General features: G+C 44.6%; 25 protein-coding genes and 1 other annotated feature. All 25 genes read left to right on the top strand.

The genetic code is table 11. The annotated features are described in order from the left end of the window. The first annotated feature begins 1 nt into the window (after position 1). The gene (spoIIIAC, locus tag BUB28_RS04550; protein ID WP_072949278.1) at positions 2-199 is read left to right on the top strand and encodes a stage III sporulation protein AC; all 198 of its coding nucleotides are present in this window, start codon (positions 2-4) and stop codon (positions 197-199) included. Further along, positions 193-588 carry a SpoIIIAC/SpoIIIAD family protein gene (locus BUB28_RS04545; RefSeq protein ID WP_072949275.1) on the top strand — a complete coding sequence of 132 codons (396 nt, stop codon included), beginning with the start codon at positions 193-195 and terminating at the stop codon, positions 586-588. Before spoIIIAC ends, BUB28_RS04545 begins: the two co-directional genes overlap by 7 nt. 1 nt (position 589) lies before the next feature. Next, positions 590-1,681, top strand: coding sequence for a stage III sporulation protein AE (locus BUB28_RS04540; protein ID WP_072949273.1), 1,092 nt, complete (start codon positions 590-592; stop codon positions 1,679-1,681). A 4-nt stretch (positions 1,682-1,685) separates the two neighbouring features. Beyond that, on the top strand, positions 1,686-2,147 hold the full coding sequence (locus BUB28_RS04535) for a hypothetical protein (protein ID WP_072949271.1): 462 nt from the start codon (positions 1,686-1,688) through the stop codon (positions 2,145-2,147). Beyond that, complete coding sequence (locus tag BUB28_RS04530; RefSeq protein ID WP_072949268.1) at positions 2,134-2,658, top strand: hypothetical protein; 525 nt, start codon at positions 2,134-2,136, stop codon at positions 2,656-2,658. The genes BUB28_RS04535 and BUB28_RS04530 overlap by 14 nt, the downstream gene beginning before the upstream one ends. A 15-nt stretch (positions 2,659-2,673) precedes the next feature. Continuing rightward, entirely contained in the window at positions 2,674-3,222 is a 549-nt protein-coding gene (locus BUB28_RS04525; RefSeq protein ID WP_072949257.1) for a SpoIIIAH-like family protein, read from the top strand. A 336-nt stretch (positions 3,223-3,558) separates the two neighbouring features. Then, positions 3,559-3,900, top strand: a complete 342-nt coding sequence (locus tag BUB28_RS04520) for an Asp23/Gls24 family envelope stress response protein (protein ID WP_072949255.1) — start codon at positions 3,559-3,561, stop codon at positions 3,898-3,900. Next, positions 3,897-4,346: a GNAT family N-acetyltransferase gene (locus BUB28_RS04515; RefSeq protein WP_072949253.1), complete on the top strand. Its 450-nt coding sequence runs from the start codon at positions 3,897-3,899 to the stop codon at positions 4,344-4,346. The genes BUB28_RS04520 and BUB28_RS04515 overlap by 4 nt, the downstream gene beginning before the upstream one ends. A gap of 4 nt (positions 4,347-4,350) precedes the next feature. Then, positions 4,351-4,767: a transcription antitermination factor NusB gene (gene nusB, locus BUB28_RS04510; RefSeq protein WP_072949250.1), complete on the top strand. Its 417-nt coding sequence runs from the start codon at positions 4,351-4,353 to the stop codon at positions 4,765-4,767. Then, the gene (locus BUB28_RS04505; protein ID WP_072949248.1) at positions 4,760-5,707 is read left to right on the top strand and encodes a tRNA (adenosine(37)-N6)-threonylcarbamoyltransferase complex transferase subunit TsaD; all 948 of its coding nucleotides are present in this window, start codon (positions 4,760-4,762) and stop codon (positions 5,705-5,707) included. The genes nusB and BUB28_RS04505 overlap by 8 nt, the downstream gene beginning before the upstream one ends. Next, the gene (gene xseA, locus BUB28_RS04500; RefSeq protein ID WP_072949246.1) at positions 5,708-6,898 is read left to right on the top strand and encodes an exodeoxyribonuclease VII large subunit; all 1,191 of its coding nucleotides are present in this window, start codon (positions 5,708-5,710) and stop codon (positions 6,896-6,898) included. A gap of 4 nt (positions 6,899-6,902) precedes the next feature. Beyond that, positions 6,903-7,106, top strand: coding sequence for an exodeoxyribonuclease VII small subunit (xseB, locus tag BUB28_RS04495; RefSeq protein ID WP_072949244.1), 204 nt, complete (start codon positions 6,903-6,905; stop codon positions 7,104-7,106). 1 nt (position 7,107) lies between these two features. After that, positions 7,108-7,998 (top strand): polyprenyl synthetase family protein, encoded by an 891-nt coding sequence (locus BUB28_RS04490; RefSeq protein WP_072949242.1) that lies wholly within the window; start codon positions 7,108-7,110, stop codon positions 7,996-7,998. Positions 7,999-8,035: 37 nt separating this feature from the next. Continuing rightward, positions 8,036-9,919, top strand: coding sequence for a 1-deoxy-D-xylulose-5-phosphate synthase (gene dxs / locus BUB28_RS04485; protein WP_072949240.1), 1,884 nt, complete (start codon positions 8,036-8,038; stop codon positions 9,917-9,919). Beyond that, positions 9,920-10,705, top strand: a complete 786-nt coding sequence (locus BUB28_RS04480) for a TlyA family RNA methyltransferase (RefSeq protein WP_072949237.1) — start codon at positions 9,920-9,922, stop codon at positions 10,703-10,705. An 11-nt stretch (positions 10,706-10,716) separates the two neighbouring features. Further along, positions 10,717-11,571 carry an NAD(+)/NADH kinase gene (locus BUB28_RS04475; protein ID WP_072949236.1) on the top strand — a complete coding sequence of 285 codons (855 nt, stop codon included), beginning with the start codon at positions 10,717-10,719 and terminating at the stop codon, positions 11,569-11,571. 16 nt (positions 11,572-11,587) lie between these two features. Beyond that, positions 11,588-12,031: an arginine repressor gene (gene argR, locus BUB28_RS04470; protein ID WP_072949233.1), complete on the top strand. Its 444-nt coding sequence runs from the start codon at positions 11,588-11,590 to the stop codon at positions 12,029-12,031. 10 nt (positions 12,032-12,041) lie between these two features. Further along, complete coding sequence (recN, locus tag BUB28_RS04465; protein ID WP_072949231.1) at positions 12,042-13,703, top strand: DNA repair protein RecN; 1,662 nt, start codon at positions 12,042-12,044, stop codon at positions 13,701-13,703. A gap of 12 nt (positions 13,704-13,715) precedes the next feature. After that, on the top strand, positions 13,716-14,255 hold the full coding sequence (locus tag BUB28_RS04460; protein WP_072949229.1) for a histidine phosphatase family protein: 540 nt from the start codon (positions 13,716-13,718) through the stop codon (positions 14,253-14,255). Positions 14,256-14,268: 13 nt separating this feature from the next. Further along, a complete protein-coding gene (locus BUB28_RS04455; protein ID WP_072949226.1) occupies positions 14,269-16,239 on the top strand; it encodes a beta-galactosidase in 1,971 nt (656 codons plus the stop codon). 6 nt (positions 16,240-16,245) lie between these two features. After that, positions 16,246-16,680, top strand: a complete 435-nt coding sequence (gene dtd / locus BUB28_RS04450) for a D-aminoacyl-tRNA deacylase (RefSeq protein WP_072949224.1) — start codon at positions 16,246-16,248, stop codon at positions 16,678-16,680. A gap of 202 nt (positions 16,681-16,882) precedes the next feature. Beyond that, complete coding sequence (locus BUB28_RS17560) at positions 16,883-18,094, top strand: dockerin type I repeat-containing protein (protein ID WP_072949221.1); 1,212 nt, start codon at positions 16,883-16,885, stop codon at positions 18,092-18,094. Positions 18,095-18,191: 97 nt separating this feature from the next. Then, positions 18,192-19,796: a peptidoglycan D,D-transpeptidase FtsI family protein gene (locus BUB28_RS04440; RefSeq protein WP_072949218.1), complete on the top strand. Its 1,605-nt coding sequence runs from the start codon at positions 18,192-18,194 to the stop codon at positions 19,794-19,796. A 75-nt stretch (positions 19,797-19,871) separates the two neighbouring features. Then, positions 19,872-20,192 (top strand): hypothetical protein, encoded by a 321-nt coding sequence (locus tag BUB28_RS04435; protein ID WP_072949216.1) that lies wholly within the window; start codon positions 19,872-19,874, stop codon positions 20,190-20,192. Between the two features lie 230 nt (positions 20,193-20,422). Beyond that, positions 20,423-20,619: a binding site (T-box leader), on the top strand. Between the two features lie 118 nt (positions 20,620-20,737). Then, complete coding sequence (gene alaS / locus BUB28_RS04430) at positions 20,738-23,365, top strand: alanine--tRNA ligase (RefSeq protein ID WP_072949213.1); 2,628 nt, start codon at positions 20,738-20,740, stop codon at positions 23,363-23,365. Positions 23,366-23,369 lie beyond the last annotated feature (4 nt).

Genomic DNA, 23,369 nt, shown 5'->3' with positions numbered 1-23,369 from the left:
TATGAAAATAGATCTGATCTTTAAGATAGCAGGAACGGGAATTATAGTAGCGGTGCTGAATCTTGTGCTGAAACGGGCAGAACGAGAGGAACAGGCTATGATGACTACACTTGCCGGACTTATCGTAGTTCTTGTGGTAATAGTTGACGAGATAGGTGAACTTTTTGACAAGGTAAAGACGGTGTTCGGATTATGGTAGAGAACTGTTTTTCTGTGGGGGCCTTCTGTGTTGTAGGAGCTTTGTTGGCTGTGATATTAAAACAATATTGCTCAGAACAGTCCATGATGTTATCCATAGCTGTATGCGTATCTGTAATAGCTATGTTTGCTGTGTTTTTCGGCGAAGCAGTCGAAAAACTCAGGATCATATTCGAATCGGCAGGTGTATCAGAGAGTTGTATATCGACTATATTCAAGGTGCTTGCAATATGCTGTATTACGCATATTTCTGCTGAACTTTGCCGTGACAGCGGTGAAGGGGCAATTGCGTCGGCGGCAGAGCTTTGCGGACGAGGTGCGATAATAGTTCTTAGCTTACCTATAATGAGTTCATTTATACAGTTGATAGACAAGCTTATAAAGGTGTGATATGAGGAAGCTTGTAATAATCATTATTGTAACTATATTGCTTATGCTGTTTGCGCTGCCGTTAAACGCTCATGCAGAAGATGATTCAGCTCCGCAGAATGAAGCGATATCGCAGTTTGATGATGTTTTGTATGAATATGATGTCGGGTTCAGTTCGGATGAACTGAGTGGGATATCTTTCAGCGGACTTGTGAATAGAATTGCTGAAAAGACCTCCGATATTTCGGAAGCACCGCTGAGACTTCTCGGAACAATACTTCTTATTGCGGTAATAACCTCTGTGCTTAAAAGCTTTGGCGGCGGTATATTGGGAAATTCCGAAAGGCTATACAGCTCCGTATGCACTATTACTGCCGTAACAGCGATTGTGCCGCCTCTTTTCAATATTTTTTCACAAACCCTTGATACAGTTAAGCTCAGCGGCAGATTTATTGCAGTTTATATACCGATATTTTCTGGGATTACGGCTGCCTGCGGAAACATCGGCAGTGCAGGAGTCTATGATATATCGCTTCTTGCAGGCTCAGAGCTCATAGTACAGATTGTGAATTCAATGCTTATGCCGATATTAAGTGCTGTAACTATGCTTTCAGTCGCAGGCGGAGCTGCTTCAAAAACAAATTTCAGCGGAGCAGTTCAGCTTATGAAAAAGCTCATAACATGGGGGCTGACTATTTCTATGACCCTGTTTACGGGTTTTCTTACGCTGAAATGCACTGTTGCGGCAAAGGCTGACGGAGCAGCGACAAAAACAGCTCGTTTTCTCATATCGGGGCTTGTGCCTGTAGTGGGCGGAGCAGTTTCAGATGCATATGCAACAGTCAGGAGCAGCTTTGATATAGTCCGCGGAACAGTAGGTGCAGGCGGCTGTATAGTGATAATTCTTATGATACTTCCGCCTGTGTTGCATATACTTGCATACAGGGCGGTGCTGTGGACAGGTTCGGCGGCTGCGGATATATTCGGCGAGGAACAGATGAGCGGAGTACTGAAGTCACTTGACAGCGGTCTTGCAATAGCTCAGAGCGTTCTTATATGCTATGGAGTTATGTTTATTCTGTGTACAGCAATACTTATGCAGACGGTGAGGTGAGCATATGGAAGAGATAACATCAGCAGTAAGAGCGGTATGTATAACTGCGGCAGGAATATGTATAATTGGCCATATAACTGAGGGCACAAGGCTTCGCTCACAGGCTGAATTCGTATATAAACTGGTATTTGTCGCGGTAGTTGCAGGATTGATATTCAATGTAAAGGGAAAAATCAATTTTCCCGATCTAAGCGGTTTTGACAGAGATGAGATAAGCTTTTCAACAGAATCTTATGACAATGCTGTTGCAGAGCAGACAGGAAAGAATATCTCCGATATACTTCTTTCACAGCTGTCCGCAGCCGGAATAAAGGTCGATAATATAAGGACAGAGGTTAATATTTCACATGATGGCAGCATATCTATTAATAGGGTCATTATCAGTACGGCGGAGCTTGAAAAAGCAGCCGGGATAATACGCAGCAGTCTCGGACAGGAAACGGAGGTCGTAAATGGAGATAGCTGAAAAGCTCAGGGAACTCACAAAAGGCAGGAAATGGGCTGTATTTATGACTATCTGCGGAGTGCTGGGACTACTGCTGATAATGATATCCTCACTCCTGCCTGAAAATGCACCTGACAAGAAGAAAACGGCTGAGATGAACAGTAAGACTGATGCGGTAAGATACTGCGATGATACAGAAAGACGGCTTGAAAACTTTCTTGCGGACATTGAAGGTGCAGGAGAGGTAAGGGTATATCTTACTGTGGGGAGTGATGAACGGTACGTTTACGCAACGGAAGGGCGGTACAGCCGCGGTGACAGCAAAACAGAGGAGGAAGAACGATATGTTATAGTTGGAGGCGGAGGCGAGAAGAATGCACTTATCGAGACCATAAGAACTCCCGAGATAACGGGAGCTGTAGTAGCCTGTCAGGGCGGAGAAAGTGCGCAGGTACGGGAAAGTGTATACAAGGCTGTATCAGCTGCGCTTGATATACCAACATCGAGAATATTCGTAACAAAACTAAGATAAAAGGAGATAACCATAATGAAGAAACCATCACTTATAATAGGAAAAAAGCAGATAATAATGACTTGTCTCACACTGATGCTTGCGGTGGCTGTTTACATAAACTATACAGCATCGCCTGATCTTATGAAAAATGAGAAAGTAGCACTGAAAAAGCAGAGCGAGACAATAAACTACGGTCAGACCGAGTTTGTGAACGCAGCTGCCGAGGGTACAGCAGGTGACTATTTCGCACAGGCTCGGCTTGACAGAATGAATGACCGTGATGAGGCAGTGCAGACCTTGCAGTCAATAATCGGCGGCGGAGATATAACTGAAAATGAAATGGTCGTAAACGCGCTTGATGCTGTTGAGGTCTCAAAGCTTATAGAGAGTGAGGGAACAATAGAGTCGCTGATAAAAGCGCAGGGATTTCAGGATTGTGTTGCGTACCTTGACGGTGAAACAGCAAAAGTCGTAGTAAAGACCGAAGGGCTTGACAAGGCGCAGGCAGCTTCTATAAAAGAGATAATCCTGGGTGAGACAGAAGTACCTGCTGAAAACATCAGAATATTTGAAGTTAAGTGAGCGGAGTGACGCTGTATAATGATAACGCACTGTTGTCTTAGCTGATGCGAGAAAAATGTCCTTCTATAATAGGGCAGAAAAAGATGTTTTTTCAACGGAAAACCATTGATTATTTCAAAAGATACACCATAGGTGGATAATATGCAATGATATGGATATTATCGTAATTCTCATTCCTGCTTTTATATAATTGTTCTGCTTTCTAAATGATACAGCGTAATTTTTCGCCGTGTATTGTTGCTTTTTCGATGATTATATGTTATAATACAATAGTACTGGTGTAAATGCAATTTTAATTAAAATTTACACTTAAATATACGCGAACGGAGGTTCACTATGGAAGTTGAAGAGATGAAGCCTGCGGCATCAAGCAGATTGAAAATATCCGAAGATGTAATAATAGCAATAGCTAAGCTTGCAGCTCTTGATGTTAACGGAGTTGCAAGCCTTGGCGGTGAAATTGATAAAATGAGCAAGCTGAGAAGAAACGGACCTATCAAGATAAGCATGATGGGCGATGTAGCCGCTATTGATATGAAAATAGTCGTAAAGAGCGGTGAAAAAGCCTGTCACGTAGCTCAGGAAGTACAGAACACGGTAAAGGAAAATGTGCAGAATATGACAGGAGTGCCTGTTGCAAGAGTAAACGTAACAGTCAGCGGAGTTGTATTTGAGTGATACGCAGATATAGAGCTGATGATCTTGATGCTGCAGCGGCAGTATTCACAGCAGCATTTGCAGCATCACCGTGGAATGAGGAATGGTCGGTAGAAATATCGCGCACAAGGATAAAAGAGCTTATGTCGTCACCGCAGTCCATAGGCTATGTTTATGAGGACAGCAGCGGCATAAAGGCTATATTATGCGGCAGAAGGCTTACTTATCTGCATGGTCCCGAGTATGTAATAGATGAATTCTGCGTATCGCCTGAGCTTCACAGGAGCGGCATAGGTACAGCAGTTCTCGGATATGCGACAGATGAGCTGAAAAAAGAGGGAGTCGTTGCAATGGCGTTGAAGACTGTCAAGGGCTATCCAAGCGAAAAATTTTACATAAAAAACGGATTTGAAGGAAACGAGGAAATGATTTTCATGTACCGCGTTTTAGATAAAAATAAGGAGTAAGAAAATGACGAGGCGAGAAATAAGAGACAGTGCATTCAAGCTGGTATTTGAGCAGCTTCTGCGCGATGATGATATAAATGAGCTATACGAGATAGCAGAGGAGATAGACGAGATAACCGTAAACGATGAGGTAAAGAAGATAGTGGAGGGCACACTTGCTCATGCTGCCGAACTTGACGGGATAATCTCAAAATACAGCAAATCAAGAAGCGTATCAAGAATATCAAAGCTCAATCTTGCTATTCTCCGCATTGCTATGTATGAGTCGCTCTATGATGACAATACACCTATGAATGCGGCAATAAGCGAAGCTATAAAGCTTTCCATGATGTATACATATCAGGAGGATACAGCCTTTATTAACGGTGTTCTCGGAGCATTCTCCCGCGACGAGCAGAAGGAAGAAAAAGCAGATGCCTGAGTTTCTCGGAGTCGATACCAGCAATTATACTACCTCTGCGGCTGTATATGTCAGCGAGGTCAATAAGGTATATCAGTGCAAAAAGCTTCTCCCCGTAAAGGAGGGAGAACTTGGGCTCAGACAGAGCGATGCGGTTTTTCACCATACCAAGCAGCTTCCCGATATGATGGAGCAGCTTTTTGGTGATAACACGCTTGCAGCTCCCATGGTGGTAACAGCTTCGGCGAGACCGCGAAATATCGAAGGCTCGTATATGCCATGCTTTCTGTGCGGAGAAGGCTTTGCCCGTTCGTATGCGGCAGCAGTTGGTGCAAGGCTTTATACTACCTCGCATCAGATAGGACATATCCTTGCTGCTTTATATTCCGCGGACAGGCTCGAACTTGTGAAAGAGCGTTTTATAGCCTTTCATGTAAGCGGAGGAACTACCGATTGTTTGCTTTGTGAGCCTGACGATGAAAATGTGCTTAAGATCACTGAGATAGGCACTTCTCTCGACCTTAAAGCAGGACAGGCTGTTGACAGGACAGGTGTTATGCTGGGACTTAAATTTCCGTGCGGTGCTGAGCTTGAAAAGCTTGCCATGAAGGCTAATAAGCATTTCAAGGTAAAGCCGGTGCTGAAAAACGGAAGCTGCTGTCTCTCTGGAGTCGAGAACAAGTGCGGCGATATGCTGGACAGCGGTGAAAGTCCAGAAAATATAGCGAAATACTGCCTTGATTTCATTGCAGAGACAATTATTGCAATGACAGCTCATGCTGTCAGCGAATACGGTGAGCTCCCACTTGTGTTTGCAGGCGGAGTAATGTCGGACGTTATTATCCGCGACAGGATAATTTCCCGTTTCCCGTCGGCAAGCTTTGCTGAGCCGCAGTTTTCCTGCGACAACGCAGCCGGTGTGGCGATATACGGTTATCTGAAAAGTAATGGTGAGAAATAAATGCCTGTAATCACAGTTTCACAGATAAATAAATACATAGGCTCGATACTTAAAAGCGACCGAAATATTCAGGGGATAATGGTGCGCGGCGAGATAGCTGATTATGTAAAGCATTTTCGCAGCGGACACGTTTATTTCACTCTGAAGGACAGCGAAAGCTCCCTTAAAGCGGTTATGTTCGCAAGTGCGGCATCTCGTCTGAGATTTGAGCCCGAGGACGGAATGTCAGTCATTGCTTCGGGCAGTATCGGTGTATATGAGCGTGACGGAGCTTATCAGCTATACGTCAATGATATTATCCCTGAGGGCGCAGGAGCGGCAGGTGCAGCACTTGAGCAGCTTAAAAAGAAGCTTGCGAAAGAGGGCATATTCGATACGGCTCATAAGCGGCCTATACCGCCTATGCCCAAGAAAATAGGAGCGGTAACATCTCTTAGCGGTGCAGCAGTGAGAGACATTATCAATGTACTTTCACGCCGTTATCCTTTATGTGAGGTATATGCAGTCAATGCCCTTGTACAGGGTGAAGGTGCGGCGGACTCGGTATGCAGAGGCATACTGAAAGCAGAAGCCGCAGGCTGCGACGTAATAATCGTAGGCCGCGGCGGTGGTTCAAGCGAGGACCTTAGCGCCTTCAACACCGAAAAGGTAGCATATGCAGTATATAACTGCAAGGTGCCTGTGATATCGGCTGTCGGACATGAGACCGATTATACCATTACAGATCTTGCAGCCGACCTGCGTGCGCCTACTCCGTCGGCAGCAGCGGAGCTTGCAGCACCCGATATTGCAAGTCTGTATGAAAAGATAGGCATAATGGAGCGCAGAGCAGAAAGGGCTGTACTTGCGCAGCTTGATAAGGCAAGTGACAGATTTATCGCACTTAACGCGCGTTTGTCGGCACAGTCTCCCGAAAACAGAGTAAGGCTTACTGCCGAAAGACTTTCGGGACTTGATAAAAGACGCGAAGCAGCCTTTTCGAGATATTTTGAACGACTGGAGCATCAGCTCTCTGAGCGTATCGCAAGGCTCGACAGTCTGAGTCCTTTGAAAGTCCTTTCACGAGGATATTCGTTGGTATATAAGGAGGAAAAGCTCCTTAATACTTCTGAGGTACTTAGTAAGGGCGATAAGGTTAGGATCACATTCGGCAGCGGCGGTGCGGAAGCTGAGATAACTGATAAATGGTGATATAATGGAAGAAAAGCTTACATTTGAAGATAATATGACTAAGCTCGGAAAGATAGTTGCCGAGCTTGAAAAAGGGGATATTCCCCTTGAAAAAGCCGTTGAACTGTACGGTGAAGGCGTTAAGCTTTCAGCCGCCTGCCGAAAGCAGCTTGACGACGCACAGATAAAGATTACGGAGGACGACGGAACAGCTCCGTCAGATAAGTGATATGATCGGATTTAAGGAGAAGCTTTGTGAATACATAAGCTTTACAGAGGAGAATTTAAAAAAATACAACGCACATTCGGAAACTATGTCAGCCCAGAAAGATCTCATTGATGCAATGAATTATTCACTTGAAGCAGGCGGAAAACGTATCCGTCCCGTGCTGGTATATTCATTCTGCAATGCGCTGGGTGGTGACTACAGAAAGGCAGCCGCACCTGCTGCTGCTATAGAGATGATACACACCTTTTCGCTTATACATGATGATCTTCCTGCAATGGATAATGACGATTACCGCCGCGGAAAGCCCTCATGTCATAAGGCGTTCGGCGAGGCAATGGCTATACTTGCAGGCGATGCATTGTCAGTTCAGCCCTTTGAGATAATCGCTAACGATGAAAGTCTTACAGCCGAGCAGAAAATAAAGATAATCTCATGTCTTGCAAAGGCTGTTGGCAGAGAGGGAATGATAGGCGGACAGGTCATAGATATGGAAAATGAGGAGCGCAGCGATGTTGACGAAGCAAACCTGCGCAATATGTACCGCCACAAAACAGGTCAGCTCATCGCAGTATCCTGCATCATGGGCTGTATCTGTGCAGGAGCAGATGAAGCCAAGATACAGGCAGCTGCTGATTATGGCTTCAAGCTGGGTCTTGCATTCCAGATAATAGACGATATCCTTGATGTTACAAGCACTACAGAGGAGCTTGGAAAACCTGTTGGCAGTGATGCGGAGGAAAACAAGACCACATTTGTAACACTTTATGGAGTTGAAAAGGCTCAGGAAATAGCCAACGGCATAACAGAAGAGGCGCTCGGCTGCCTTGAAGTATTCGGAAAGGACGCATTCCTCACAGAGCTGACGGAAATGCTTTTGAAGAGAAAGAACTAACAAGAAGGAGCTGCGGATATATCCGCATTTCGTAAAAATGAAGGATAACGTTAATAATAATGAAAAGGTCACACTTGAGGAGCTTGATCTCCCCAAGGACCTTAAAAAGCTTTCACTGAACCAGTGCGCAGGATTATGCAAGGAGATAAGAAATATCCTTATTTCTACAGTTTCGGCAACGGGCGGACATCTTGCGTCAAATCTGGGAGCTGTGGAGCTTACTATGGCGATACACCGCAATTTCAATTCGCCTGAGGACAAGATCGTATGGGACGTAGGTCATCAGGCATATACACATAAAATACTTACAGGAAGACTTGACAGGTTTTCCACACTCAGACAGGAGGACGGAATCTCGGGATTTCCAAAGCCCGAGGAGTCTCCTCACGATGTTTTTATAAGCGGTCACAGCAGTACGTCTGTGTCGGTTGCCTGCGGAATTTGTGAAGCTATGGAGCTTCAGGGCAAAGACAATTATGCTGTGGCAGTTATCGGCGACGGCGCTATGACCGGCGGAATGTTCTATGAAGCTATGAACAACTGCGGCAGAGGACTTCAGCGAAATCTCATTGTTATACTCAATGATAACAATATGTCCATATCAAAGAGCGTCGGCTCACTTTCAAAGTACCTTACCTCACTGCGCAATACCGAGAAGTATCTCTCCACCAAGAGAGCTGTGGAGCGCGGACTTGGTATGATACCTATAGTAGGTAACAGTGTTGCCAAGGGAATAAAGAATGTCAAGGACTCTGTAAAGTCGAATATTCTTGAACAGAGTACAATGTTTGAGGATATGGGCTTCATTTATCTCGGCCCTGTAAACGGACACAACTTATCCGAGCTTGAGGAAGTAATACACATGGCAAAGTCCTACCACCAGCCTGTGTTTATACACGTTAAGACTGTTAAGGGTAAGGGCTACATACCTGCCGAGCAAAATCCGGGAGAATATCATGGTATCTCCAAATTTGACATAGCTACGGGAAATCCTGAGGTATCCGCTGCGGACAGCTATTCTACCATGTTCGGCAAGGAGCTTGTAAGGCTTGCCGAAAAGGACGATAAGATATGTGCTATCACAGCTGCTATGAAATACGGAACCGGTTTGCAGTTTTTCCATTTCAAATATCCAGAAAGATTCTTTGATGTGGGTATAGCAGAACAGCACGCAGTTACCTTTGCAGGTGGACTTGCTTCAATGGGCATGATACCAGTATTCGCGGTATATTCCACATTCTTGCAGCGAGCCTACGACCAGCTGGTGCATGATATCGCTATCGGCGGTCTGCATATCGTACTTGGTATCGACCGAGCAGGTATTGTAGGTGAGGACGGCGAGACTCATCAGGGACTTCTTGATGTGCCTATGCTTACTACTATCCCGAATACAGTTATCTATTCGCCTTCATGTTACTCAGAGATGAAGATGTGCATGAAGAAGGCTTTATACAGCGAAAAAGGTCTTGCTGCGGTTAGATACCCCCGCGGTTCTGAGGAGATGTCTTTCAGCAAATATCATCTCACTACGGAGCATCTATATATCCGTGAGGAAAACAGTGATATACTTATAATAACCTACGGCAGACTTTACAATGAAGCTTACAAGGCACAGCAACTTCTGAAAAAAGAAGGCATAAACTGTGATATATTAAAGCTTACGAAGATATATCCTCTTGAAAGCGACCTTGGGGCAGAGATAAGCAAATATAATACCATTGTATTCTTTGAGGAATCTATGGGTGAGGGAAGTATTTCCGAAAAAATCGGCGATGTGCTTTCCGAGCTTGGCTATCGCGGCGACTACAGCCGTGTAACTGCCAAGGGCTTTGTTAAGCAGGCTTCTGTGATGTCATGTCTTGAAAAGCTTGGTCTTACAAGCGGAAAAATGGCGGAGTATATCCGAGGCAGGAGAAAATAAATGGCAAGACTTGATGCAGAGCTCGTAGCCAGAGGAATATCAAGGAGCCGTGAGCGTGCAAAGGAAATGATACGCTCGGGCAGTGTTACAGTAAACGGGAAAAAAGCAGGAAAGCCCTCAGATGAAGTTACTGAGGCAGATGTCATAGAATGTTCCGAAGCTGAGGAATATGTTGGCAGAGGCGCATTGAAGCTTAAAAAGGCTGTAGCTGAATTCGGCATTGACCTTAAAAATAAGGTGTGCCTTGATATAGGTGCGTCCACAGGCGGATTTACTGACTTTATGCTGCAAAACGGAGCAAAGAAGGTCTATGCTGTTGATGTGGGACACGGACAGCTTGCAGCTGCTCTTGTCAGCGACTCCCGTGTAATAAATATGGAGGGTACGGACATTCGTGAGGTATTTGCGGAGGATATAGGAGGAAAGGCGGATTTCATATCTGTTGACGTATCCTTTATCTCCCTTACAAAGATACTTCCGAAGGTGTATGAGCTCCTGAAAGACGGAGAATGTGCAGCAGTCCTCATAAAGCCCCAGTTTGAAGCAGGACGCAGTGATATAGGAAAGAAAGGCATAGTTAAGGACAAAAAGGTGCATATAAGAGTACTTTCCGAGACAGACAGCTTTGCTGTATCGGTTGGTTTTACGACAGAAAAATATACATATTCACCTGTCCGCGGTGGAAGCGGAAATATAGAATATCTTGTTCTGCTGAGAAAGTTGGCAGGAGAACAGAAAAAACATGATTTCAAGGAGCTGACTGACAGCTCCTTCAATAAACTGTAAGGAGTGCGTTTATGAAGGCAGCGTTGTACCCTAATTTCCAGAAGCCCAATGCGCTCAGCTGTGCACGCGAGGTATGCAATGTGCTGAACAGATGCGGTATAGAGGTGTCTGTCAGCGAGAAATTCAGAAATGATTTTTCCGATAAGCCATTTGTAAAATTTGAAGATATCAGAGAAGCGGCTAAGACAGCGGATTACGTTCTTGCCATAGGCGGTGACGGAACTATACTGCGCTGTGCTAAGCTTCTTATCGGTAGCGATACCAAGCTTCTTGGTATAAATACAGGAACTCTCGGTTTTATGGCAGGACTTGAAGCCGACCAGCTTGACAAGCTAAGTTTGCTTACAACCGGAGAGTATGAGCTTTCGCCACGAATGACTCTTGATGTGGTATACCACGGTCCTGACGGCGATATAACTGCAACAGTACTGAATGAGGTATCGGCAAGGTCAGGAAGCTTCAGAATATGCGAATTTGAGGTTTATTCCGAAAGCTATCTTGTTGGAAGATACCGTGCCGACGGAGTACTTTTCAGCACTCCCTCAGGTTCGACTGCGTATGCGCTTTCGGCAGGAGGTCCTGTAATAGAACCTGACCTTGAATGTATAGAAATGACACTTATCTGTCCCCATTCTCTTTTTTCCCGTGCGACTATGTTTTCTCCGCAGAGAAAGCTGCGAATGAAGGACGTTACCGTGCGCGATGACAGCATGGTCATCAATGTGGACGGCGAGCACTTTGCAAGCCTTCATAACGGTGACAGTATAGAGATATGCAGAGGAAAGAATAATATAAACTTTATAAATCTCATAGGAAATTCGTTCCATGAGTCACTTTGCAAAAAGATGTGCAAACCCATAAAGTAAGGAAAACGGTGGTATTATGAAGAACCGCAGACATGAAGCAATACTTGAAATAATAAACGAGCAGCCCGTAGCAACTCAGGAGCTTCTTATACAGCTTCTTGCAGAGCGCGGTATAAAAACGACTCAGGCAACACTTTCAAGGGATATTCAGCAGTTATCGCTTGTAAAGCAGAGGGACGAGCGCGGAGTATACCGCTATTCGGTACCAGCAGCGGCTGTAGCGGAAAGATCATTGTTTGAAGAAGCAGTAATATCAGTGGATTACGCAATGAATACCATAGTCCTTAAATGCCGTGCAGGCATGGCACAGGGGACCTGCGCAGCTATAGACTCAGTTGAGCATCAGGGGGTAGTTGGTACTATTGCAGGTGATGATACCATATTCATACTTGTAAGAAGTGAAGCTGATGCGAAAAAGCTTTCAAAGAAATTCCGCAGCGAGCTTTTTCCGAGGAGGTAAGCCCTGACAGATGCTAAAGGAAATATATATACAGAACCTTGCTGTAATAAAGGAAGCTGTGATACCGCTGGACAGCAGGCTCAACATTTTTACAGGTGAAACGGGCGCAGGAAAGTCCATACTCATAAACGGAATAAATGCCGTTCTCGGACAGCGCTGCACAAAAGACATAGTGCGTACAGGCTGCGATAAGGCTGTAATAACCGCACTTTTTACGAATCTTTCCCGAGAGGTATGCTATAAGCTTGACGAGCTGGGAATTACTCACGATGACGAAGAAATAACCGTTACCCGTGAGATAAGTGCAGACGGCGGAAGTGTTTCGAGAATAAACCACAGAACAGCTTCAGCTGCACTACTTAAAGAAATAGGCTCAATGCTCATCAATATACACGGACAGCATGATAATCAGATACTGCTCGACAGTGATAAGCATTTGCAGATACTTGACGATTTCGGTGGCGACTATACACTTTTAAACGAATACAGAGTCACATTCAAGGAATTGCAGCAGACTGCCCGCAGGCTTGGCGAGCTTAAAAAGCTTGAACAGACCCGTATCGAGCGCAGCCGACAGCTCAATGAGATAATCGACGATATAGGCGAGCTGGAGCTCCGCGAAGGCGAGGATGACGAGCTTGAAAGGGAGTACGAAAACGCTAAAAACTCCGAAAAGACTATAATAGCCATAAAGAGTGCAGTAAGCGCACTGACAGGAGAGGAAAACGCATCTGATATGATAGTTTCTGCCGAAACTGAGTTAGCAGGCTTCACTGATGCAAATGAAAAGCTTAACAGCTTATATGAGAGACTTTCTGCCGCAGAGATAGAGCTTGCGGACATAGCTTCAGAGCTTGAAAGTCTTGCGGATAAGGTGGAGCTTGACGGTCAGCGTCTGGAATATTTGGGCACAAGGCTCAATTCCATAAATAAGTTGAAGCGAAAATACGCAACAGACTGTGAGGGACTTGTAAAGCTTTATGATGATGCCTGCCGTGAAGTGATGCAGCTTGAAAGTTCAGACACCGAAATAAAGGAACTTCTCGCAAAGCGTGAGGAGCTTCTCCATAAGGTAACGGAGCAGGCAAAGGCATTATACGAATACCGCGAACAGGTGGCAAAGCGTTTCACGGAACGAGTTACAGCAGAGCTTGAATTTCTGAACATGGCAGGTGTAATAATAGAAGTACGCCACGATAAGGGCAAGCTCACGGTCAATGGTATGGATTCTGTTGAGTTCCTTATATCAGCCAACAAGGGTGAAGAGCCTAAGCCTATATCGAAGATAGCTTCCGGCGGTGAGCTTTCGAGAATAATGCTTGCACTTAAAAGTGTAATAGCCGATAAGGACTCTATCCCTACGATGATATTTGACGAGATAGATACAGGTGTAAGCGGCAAGGCAGCGCAGAAAATAGGCATAAAACTTCGTGAGATAGGCAGAGTGAGACAGGTAATATGCGTAACTCATCTGTCACAGATAGCAGTAATGGCGAACAATCATCTGCTCATAGAAAAGCAGATAGCAGGCGAACGTACAGAGACTCACGTAATGCAGCTTGATATGGACGGCAGAGTCGCAGAGATAGCAAGAATAATGGGCGGAGATGACCCGAGTGCGCTTATGCTTGACAATGCCCGTGCCGAAATAGAAAAAGCAGCTGAGATCTAATGGAGGAATAATTTGAAGATATATTCAACGCGGCATGGACAGACCGCGTATAATAAACAGGAGATAATTCTCGGAACTACCAATATCGCTCTTGATGAAACAGGCGTGATGCAGGCGGAAATGCTTGCAGAAAGGATAAAGGAACTGGGAAATATCGACATTATGATAGTATCGCCGATGAAGCGTGCAATGACTACCGCAAAGGCAGTTGCCGATAAATGCGAGATAAGCATGATAATAGACGATAGATTAAGAGAATGGGATTACGGAGAGTATGAGGGCAAGAGCCGATTTACAGAGGGCTTTGCCGAGAATAAAATAAATTTTGGGGTACGAATGGGAAAGAGCGGCGAGTCACTTTTGCAGCTCTCTCACAGGGTCTATACGGCACTTGATGACATAATAAGCAGGTACAGAGACAAGAACGTGCTTATTGTAAGTCATGGAGGAGTTTGCCGAGTTATAGAGACCTATTTCAATGATATGACAACAGATGAGTTTGCAAACTGGTTCATGGACAACTGCGGACTTATCGAATATAACGTAAACTGAGCGGAGTGATGTTATGAGAATTGGCGTAGATTATTATCCCGAGCAATGGAACCGAGAGTTATGGAAAATAGATGCAGACCTTATGGCAAAGACAGGCGTGAGATACGTCCGCATGGGGGAATTTGCATGGTCAAAGCTCGAACCGCGCGACGGCGAATTCTGCTTTGAATGGCTTGACGAAGCTATAAGCATTTTCGCACGCAATAATATCGGAGTAATAATGTGTACGCCGACCAGTTGTCCGCCTTTATGGATGTATGAGACCTATCCTGATATTGCCCGTGTCGGAACTGACGGCAACAAGGTGCAGACAGGAATAAGAGCGCATAGATGTCTCAATGCGCCAATGTTCCTGTACTATGCAAAACGTATAACCGAGATCCTTGCCAAGCGTTATGCCAATTCCCGTGCAATAGTAGCGTGGCAGATAGATAACGAGATAGAGGCGTATCCATGCACCTGTGAGATATGCCGCGGTCTTTTCAGGGACTGGCTTATCGATAAGCATGACACACTCGAAAATATTAACGCCGCATTCGGTAACAGTGTGTGGAGTGGCGAGTACAGTGATATATCACAGATACAGCCTCCCACAGCCTATCCGATGGCATGGCAGAATCCTGCACTCTGCCTCGAATACAGCAGATTTTCGTCGGATATGGCAGTTAAGTTCATAAATGACATGGCAATGATAATAAAGTGCGTAAATCAGAATGCCAGAGTAACAACAAATGTATGGTTCAGTCAGAATACGCCTGATTTTTACAAGCTCTTTGATCTGCTGGATTTTGTATCCTACGATAATTACCCGCCTGTACTTATCCCCGAGGAGGAGGGAGAGGTCTATTCTCATGCCTTCCAGCTTGATCTCATGCGAGGAGTCAAGCAGAGCAACTTCTGGGTAATGGAGCAGCTCAGCGGACCTACGGGAAGTTGGTCGCCTATGAGTCCAACACCGCGTCCAGGTCAGATAAAGGGCTATGCCTTACAGGCAATGGCTCACGGAGCAGATACAGTCATGCACTTCCGATGGCGAACAGCAAATACAGGCGCGGAGATGTACTGGCACGGTATCCTCGATCACAGCAACACTATGGGACGGAGATTCAAGGAATTTGCCGACCTCTGCCGTACTGCTGCAAAGCTCAATGTAATAGAGACCACCCAGATAGTATCTGAGATAGCTATACTTTATTCTCCCGACAATGATTGGGCATTCAGTATACAGCCGCAGACTGAGGGCTATGATTATATCGAGCAGTTAAAGCTCCTTCATGCATCATTCACGAGATACGGAGCAAATGTGGATATTATATCGCCTACAGCCGATCTTTCGAGATATAAGGCAGTCATTGCACCTGCAATGTATATCTACGAAAAGGAAGCTACCGAAAATATATACAGATATGTTATCAAGGGCGGTACAGTTGTAATGACCAACCGCAGCGGCGTAAAGGATCAGAACAACAACTGCATCATGGAGCCGCTTCCAACAGTATACAGAGAGCTTATCGGCGCTGAGATAACTGAATATGACCCTATAGGAACCCTCGAACAGACTATTGAGGATTTCTCTGGAAGTCAGTTCACCTGCACGGCATGGTGCGACATTTTAGAGCCCACTACAGCCCGTGCTTATGCCGAGTATAAGGATACTTTCTATGAGGGTTCGGCAGCAGTTACTATGAACCGTTATTGCAGCGGCGTAGCATATTATATAGGAACGCTGTGTGATTATAAATTCTATGACAGCTTTGCTGCAAATATAATGAAGCAGACAGGAATACCGCGATTAATGGAGCTTCCGCGCGGAGTTGAGGTCACCACACGTACAAACGGAGCAGATGACTACATCTTTTTCTTTAATAATACGGAGCAGGAAGTTCATATAACGCTTCCTAAAGCAATGTACAGTATAATCGACGGCGGCGACAGAGAAAAGCTCTGTCTGAAGCCATTTGACATGGATATAGTAAGAAAGTAGGCATAAATGAGGATAGTATTACAGCGTGTTACACGAGCAAGCGTAACAGTTGACGGCAAAGTCATTGGTAAAATAAATACAGGCTTTCTTCTGCTGTTCGGAGTAGGTCACGAGGACACAGAGGAGGACTGCCGCAGGCTTGGTGACAAGATATGCGGACTGCGTATATTCTCCGATGAAAACGACAAGATAAACCTTGACCTTGAAAGTGTGGGAGGCGAGCTTCTTGTAGTTCCGCAGTTCACTTTATATGCGGACTGCCGCAAGGGTAACAGACCGAATTTTATACAGGCTGCAAAGCCTGAAAAGGCAAATGCCCTGTACGAATATTTCGTGGATTATCTCCGCAGTAAGGGGAAGCACGTTGAAACAGGTTCATTCGGAGCTGATATGAAGGTGGAGCTCCTTAATGACGGACCTTTTACGGTCATACTTGAATAATGATTGACGGGACTTACAGCTGTGAGTCCCGATTTTGTTAACAGTGTTTTTTTGTTGGGATATTGATTTTATTAGTAGGATATGATATTATAAAGTTGAGAGATACGGTGACGCATTTTTTGCCAAAAGAGTGAGACAAAGTCCGAAAAAATACGCCTAAATAATAAGGGAAAGGTTTTTCTGATGTAAAGGAGATGGTCTTATGAAAAGGAGAATATTAGCAGCTATTGTTGCGGCTATGTGCTTTGGAAGTGTTGTGCCTGTAAATGCGATCGCTGAAACAGCAGCTCAGAGCTTGCAGACAGGCGAAACCGAAAAAAACACAATGGCAACAGATATCAATTCAACAATTAAGGATATTGGTGTGTTTGAGAAAAGTGAAAAGATGACGCTTGATTATGTCATTGAGCTTTCAAAAAAAGGCGATGAGCTTACGTGGTCGGACTTTGAAGCCTATAACGGTATAAAGAGTGGAACTCCTTTCGATATGCTGGCGTATTTATACTTAATTGATGAAGGCTATTATCTTTCTGTAAGCGGAGCTGTTGACGGAGCTCCCGACAAAGTTCAGCTCTGTCACTATAATCAAAATATCAGCGTTGATGTACTTACAGGCGATGTGGAAGCTTTCATTGCTGAATATTCAAATTATGAACTGTCTGATATCGGATATACCTTTGACGAAATATATAATATGACCGAAGATGAGGTCAGAACTGTATTTAACGAAAAAGGTCTCACCGATACCGAAAAGTACCACGTTTATCCGCAGAGGAACGGAAATACTGCTGTAGATAATGATTCTATGACTATCTTGCTTTATCCCGAAAATTATATGCTAAATCTTACCAATCACGAGCTTGTATCTCATGTAACTGACATGAATGATAAGGATAAGCTGTTTAAAAATAGCGATATTGTATGGGACAGTGACAAGGTCAAGAAGTCTCTCGGACTGCCAAAGGAGTATTTTGATGTTTATGATGTGTCATCTATGACAGTGACAAAGAGTGCTCCTGAGGGCGAGGATCCTGATATCAGAAAGTACTGCGAATGCAGTATTAGGTGCAAATCGGAGGACAAGGATAAGATAGCAGACCTTCGTCGAGCTGCACTTAATTACATTCAGCTCAATCCTGATTTTGCTCTTGTTTATCCTGAGACTTATGGTGGCGAAAATGTGTCAACGCCTGTAAAAAGCCTAAAAGGTGATGCAAACTGCGACGGTCAGGTTGATCTTTCAGATGCAGTAATGATAATGCAGGCTCTTGCAAATCCTGATAAATATGGCATAGGCGGTACAGCGGAGTATCATCTTACCGAACAGGGCAAACTCAACGGCGATATGAACGGCGACGGACTTACAGTCGGCGATGCTCAGGCTATACAAAAGATGCTTCTCGGACTGGAGTGAGTCAAACAGCAAATATAGAAGCAGTCTGTATTAAACAGACTGCTCTTTTGTATATATTCAGCATAAACTGACCAGAATATTACAGAGAGGTGATACAATGGTCAGAAAAAGAGGAGAGCACGGAGTTATAATACTCACGGCGGTATTTTTAGTGTGCTTTACGGTACTTGGAACTAATTATTACCGCCTTGCTGTAGAGCAGAAAAATGTACCTGCCGCACAGCAGAGCAGGATTTTCACATATGAAGTAGGGCGATGTCAGGGAACTATATACGATACAAAAATGCGTCCGCTGACAAATGCTGAGACACATCTTGAAGCTGTTGCAGTACCTTCAATGCTTGACAGGGAAAGTACAGCCGAATATGCTGTTGACCGTGAGAAATTCTATGAGGAGTACGACAAGGGGCTTCCATTTGAGTTTGAATGTACGAAATATGCATATGAGACCGACGGGCTTACAATTTTTGAAGTTCCTCAGCGATATAGTGAAAATCAGACTGCAAGGCACGTAATAGGCTATCTTTCAGACAATGAGGGAGCTGACGGCGTAGAATACGCATATAATTCCATTCTGAGAGCTGATTATCCCAGTAACAGTGTGACCTACGAAACAGACGGCTTCGGTCGTATCCTATCAGGTAACGGAAAGAGTGCTTTTCGTACAAATTCGTATAAAAGCGGTGTTGTTCTAACTATAGACAAGGATATCCAGAAAATATGCGAGGACTGCGGAAAGGGCATAAAAACCGGAGCTATCGTGTGTGCAGATATAAAAAGCGGCGATATACTTGCAATGGCAAGCTTTCCTGATTATGCTCCCGAAAAGCTTGAAGAAGCTCTGAAAAACAAGGATTGTCCGCTGATAAACCGCGCACTGTATTCATACAGTGTAGGTTCGGTATTCAAGCTTGTAACAGCTGCGGAAGCTCTTGAAGAGGGGAAGGGAGATATAGTTTATAACTGCTGCGGAAATACAGATGTAGACGGCAAACTTTTCAACTGCCATAAGCTTGATGGACACGGCATACAGAATATATCAGAGGCGATGACAAATTCCTGCAATACTTATTTTATTGAGCTCAGTAGGTGTCTTGAACTTGGAAAGCTGCGTGAAAGAGCGTATTCACTGGGATTTGGCAGAGAAAACTATCTCTGCACGGGAATAGTTGGTTCAGCAGGTGTACTCCCAACGGAAAAGGAACTGAGTATACCTGCCGAAATGGCGAATTTTGCATTCGGACAGGGCAAGCTTTCGGCAACTCCGCTTCAGATAACTCAGCTTACCTGCACAATAGCCAACGGCGGTAAAAGACCTGTATTGCGTCTGATAAAGGGACTTACAGCTGACGGTGAAACAGTCGGTAATGAGAAAAATCCGCGTTACTCTCAGGCTGTCAGTGAAGAAACAGCAGATGAGTTAAGAAAAATGATGATACTTGCTGTCAGGGATAATGAGAATTCAAAGGCACGGACAAATAAAATGAGCGTGGGTGCAAAGACCTCGACAGCTCAGACGGGAAAGACTAACTCCAAAGGCGAGGAGCTTTGTCACGCATGGATAACAGGCTTTTTTCCTGCTCGTCAGCCCAAGTATGCAGTAACGGTATTCATCGAAAACGGCGGATACGGAAATGATGCGGCAGCACCTGTATTTCGTAATATTGCGGAGAAAATAAAGGAACTGGGCGAAAAAAGCTGAGTTTCTTTTTGTTTTTGACAAATAAAAGTTGATATACTATACTATAGTAAATATTTAAAACGTCGGAGAAATAATATGGGGAACTTTTTTACATCAACTCAGATATATAATGGCGAAAAACTCAATAAAGAGCAGTTCATTGAGAAATTCTGCAAGAAAATGGCTGAAGAAGGATACGTGAACTGTGACTATGTGTTTGTAGAAGAAGGTTTATCAAAACTTGCATCTGTTATCGGCATGAATATCTGCAATATTACTTTTGCGGCAGATGAGGTCGATGACAGTGATAAAAATATCGTCTTTCTTGATTTTAAGAAAGCAAGATCAGCAATAACTATGTCGCAAGGTGGTAAGACTATTGAAAAAAATTTGCGATTAAATATGGAAGCAAACTAAATTCACTTGAACAATTCATAGATAATATCAATGATTTTAGGATACAGCAAATTCAAAAACGCGATATGATATATAATAATGTAAGTGCTTATGAAAAAACAATGGAAGAAATAGAAAAAAGAAAGAAGGAAACACGGAAATTCTAAAATCATATGGACTAATATGAGCAGTTTTTAAAGAAATATTTGCAAAACCATTGACTTTTGAACGAAACAGCGTTATAATATTAAAGTATAGCAATGACGGGAATGACTGTAGCAGATGCGGTGCAGAGAGAAAGCGGCCGGTGTGAGCTTTTACGCATGATACAGGTGCTACCCCTGAGCTACTCTGAGAAATCAGGGCGTATTTCTGCGTTAAGGATATTGAGGAAAGGACTTTGTTCCTTTTGAATTTGGGTGGTACCACGAAAGCCTTCGTCCCATTTATGGCGGCGGGGCTCTTTTTGTTTTAATTCGGAAATACGGATTAAAGTGTATCAGCGTCCTTGATGCGATATTTCAATCAATTATGCATTATGAATTAATTAAAAGGAGATCATTTTTATGCAGTGGACAGGTCTTAACGATCTACGTGAAAAGTATTTATCTTTCTTTGAGAGCAAGAACCATACAAGAATGGCAAGTGCTTCTCTTGTTCCTCAGGGCGACAAGAGCCTTCTTCTTATCAATTCAGGTATGGCTCCTCTGAAAAAATTCTTCCTCGGACAGGCTACTCCTCCGAACAAGAGAGTTACCACCTGTCAGAAATGTATAAGAACTCCCGATATCGAGAGTGTTGGTAAGACAGCACGTCACGGTACATATTTCGAGATGCTCGGAAACTTCTCATTCGGTGATTACTTCAAGACCGAGGCAATCGAGTGGGCATGGGAATTCCTTACAAAGACTCTTGCTATCCCTGCCGAGAAGCTCTGGATAACGATTTTCGAGAGCGATGACGAGGCTGAGCAGATATGGGAGAACCATATCGGTATCCCTCATGACAGAATTATCCGTCTTGGCAAGAAGGACAACTTCTGGGAGCACGGTTCAGGTCCTTGCGGTCCATGTTCCGAGATACACTTCGACCGCGGTGAGGCTTACGGTCCTTTCGAGAGCTTTGAGCAGGCAAGCGACTGCGACAGAGTTATCGAGATATGGAACCTTGTATTCAGTCAGTTCGACAGTGACGGTGAAGGTCACTACGCTGAAATGAAGAGCAAGAATATCGACACAGGTATGGGCCTTGAGAGACTTGCCTGTGTAATGCAGGGTGTTGACAACATCTTTGAGGTAGATACTGTTCAGAATATCATGAAGCACATTTCCTCAATCGCAGGTGTTGAGTACAAGAAGGACGCTAAGAAGGATGTTTCGCTCCGTGTTATTACTGACCATATCAGAAGCACTACATTCATGGTAGGCGACGGTATCCTTCCTTCTAATGAGGGACGCGGTTACGTTCTCCGCCGTCTGCTTAGAAGAGCTGCACGTCACGGCAGACTCTTAGGCGTAAAGAGACCTTTCCTCACAGAGGTATGTGATACAGTTATAAATGAAAATGCAAATGCTTACCCTGAGCTTGCTGAGAAGCGTGATTACATCAAGAAGATAATCGGCGTTGAGGAAGAAGCTTTCGCCAAGACTATCGACAAGGGTACAGAGCTCCTCAATCAGTTCACTGAGAAGCTTGCTGCTGAGGGCGGTAAAGTCCTCTCAGGCGATGACGCATTCAAGCTTTCCGATACATATGGTTTCCCGATAGACCTTACAGAAGAGATCTGCGAGGAGAAGGGCTACACTGTTGACCGTGACCGTTTCACTGAGCTTGCCAAGGAGCAGAGAGCAAGAGCTAAGGCTGACCACGCTGCAAAGGCCGGTTCTTCATGGGCTGATAACAGCATAAAGGTAGACGCTCCCGCTACTATTTTCACAGGCTATACAGATTTCGAGGCTGAGGACGCCGAAGTACTTGCTATATATAAAGACGGCGTTGAGGTAGAAACTGCTGTTGAGGGCGACGACGTTGTTATCGTTCTCGATGTTACTCCTTTTTACGCTGAGAGTGGCGGACAGGTCGGCGATACAGGTATGATAATCAACGGTGCAAATATTGCTTCTGTTGATGATACTATAAAGTCCGAGGGACACTTCCTCCACATTGCTACTGTTGAGCAGGGAAGCATCTCAAAGGGCGACAAGGTGCTTGCTCAGATAGAAAAAGACCGCAGAATGGCTATTATGCGCAATCATACTACAGCACACCTTCTCCAGCACGCACTCAGACAGGTTCTCGGCGATCACGTTCATCAGGCAGGACAGCTCGTTAACGAAAAGGCTTGCCGTTTTGACTTCAACCACTTCAGCGCAATGACTGAGGAGGAGATAGCAAGAGTTGAGGACATCGTAAATGCTGAGATAATGGCTGCTGTTCCTGTTACAATGCAGGAAATGCCTATCGAGGAGGCAAGAAAGCTTGGTGCTATGGCTCTCTTCGGTGAAAAGTACGGAAATACTGTCCGCGTTGTAACTGCTGATAAGTCAATTGAGTTCTGCGGCGGTACTCATATATCAAATACTTCACAGATCGGTCTGTTCAAGATAGTTTCCGAAAGCTCTGTAGCAGCTGGTGTAAGACGTATCGAGGCTGTAACAGGCATGAACGTTATCACTCTTCTCAACGATTTCAAGAGCACTATAATCAAGTCTGCAAAGGCTCTCAAGCTGGCTAATATCACTGAGCTTCCCGAGAAGTGTGCTGCTATTGCTGCTGAGGCTAAGGAAAAGGATAAGAAGCTTGAAAGTCTCACTCAGCAGATAGCTAACGCAAAGACAGCTGCCCTCTTTGACAATGCAAAGGAAGTAAGCGGCGTGAAGATAGTTTCTGCACGTATGGACGGTTCAACTCCCGATGCTCTCAGAAAGCTTGGCGACAGTGTAAAGGATAAGAACGAGGCAATTATTGCTCTCTTTGCAGGTACTATTGGTGAAAAGGGTACATTCTACTGTGTCTGCACAAAGGACGCTGTTACAAAGGGCGCAAATGCAGGCAAGATAGTACGCGAAATAGCTGCTGTAACAGGCGGTAAGGGCGGCGGTAAGCCTGACGGTGCTATGGCAGGTGCAGGAGATATCGCGAAGATCGACGAAGCTATGAGCAAGTTTGAGGAAATAGTCAGCGCATCACTTTGATAAA

It is taken from the genome of Ruminococcus flavefaciens, assembly GCF_900143025.1.
GTDB lineage: Bacteria > Bacillota > Clostridia > Oscillospirales > Ruminococcaceae > Ruminococcus > Ruminococcus flavefaciens_I.
The sequence above is the reverse complement of the archived record's forward strand: the minus strand, read 5'-3'. Positions and strand labels throughout refer to the sequence as shown.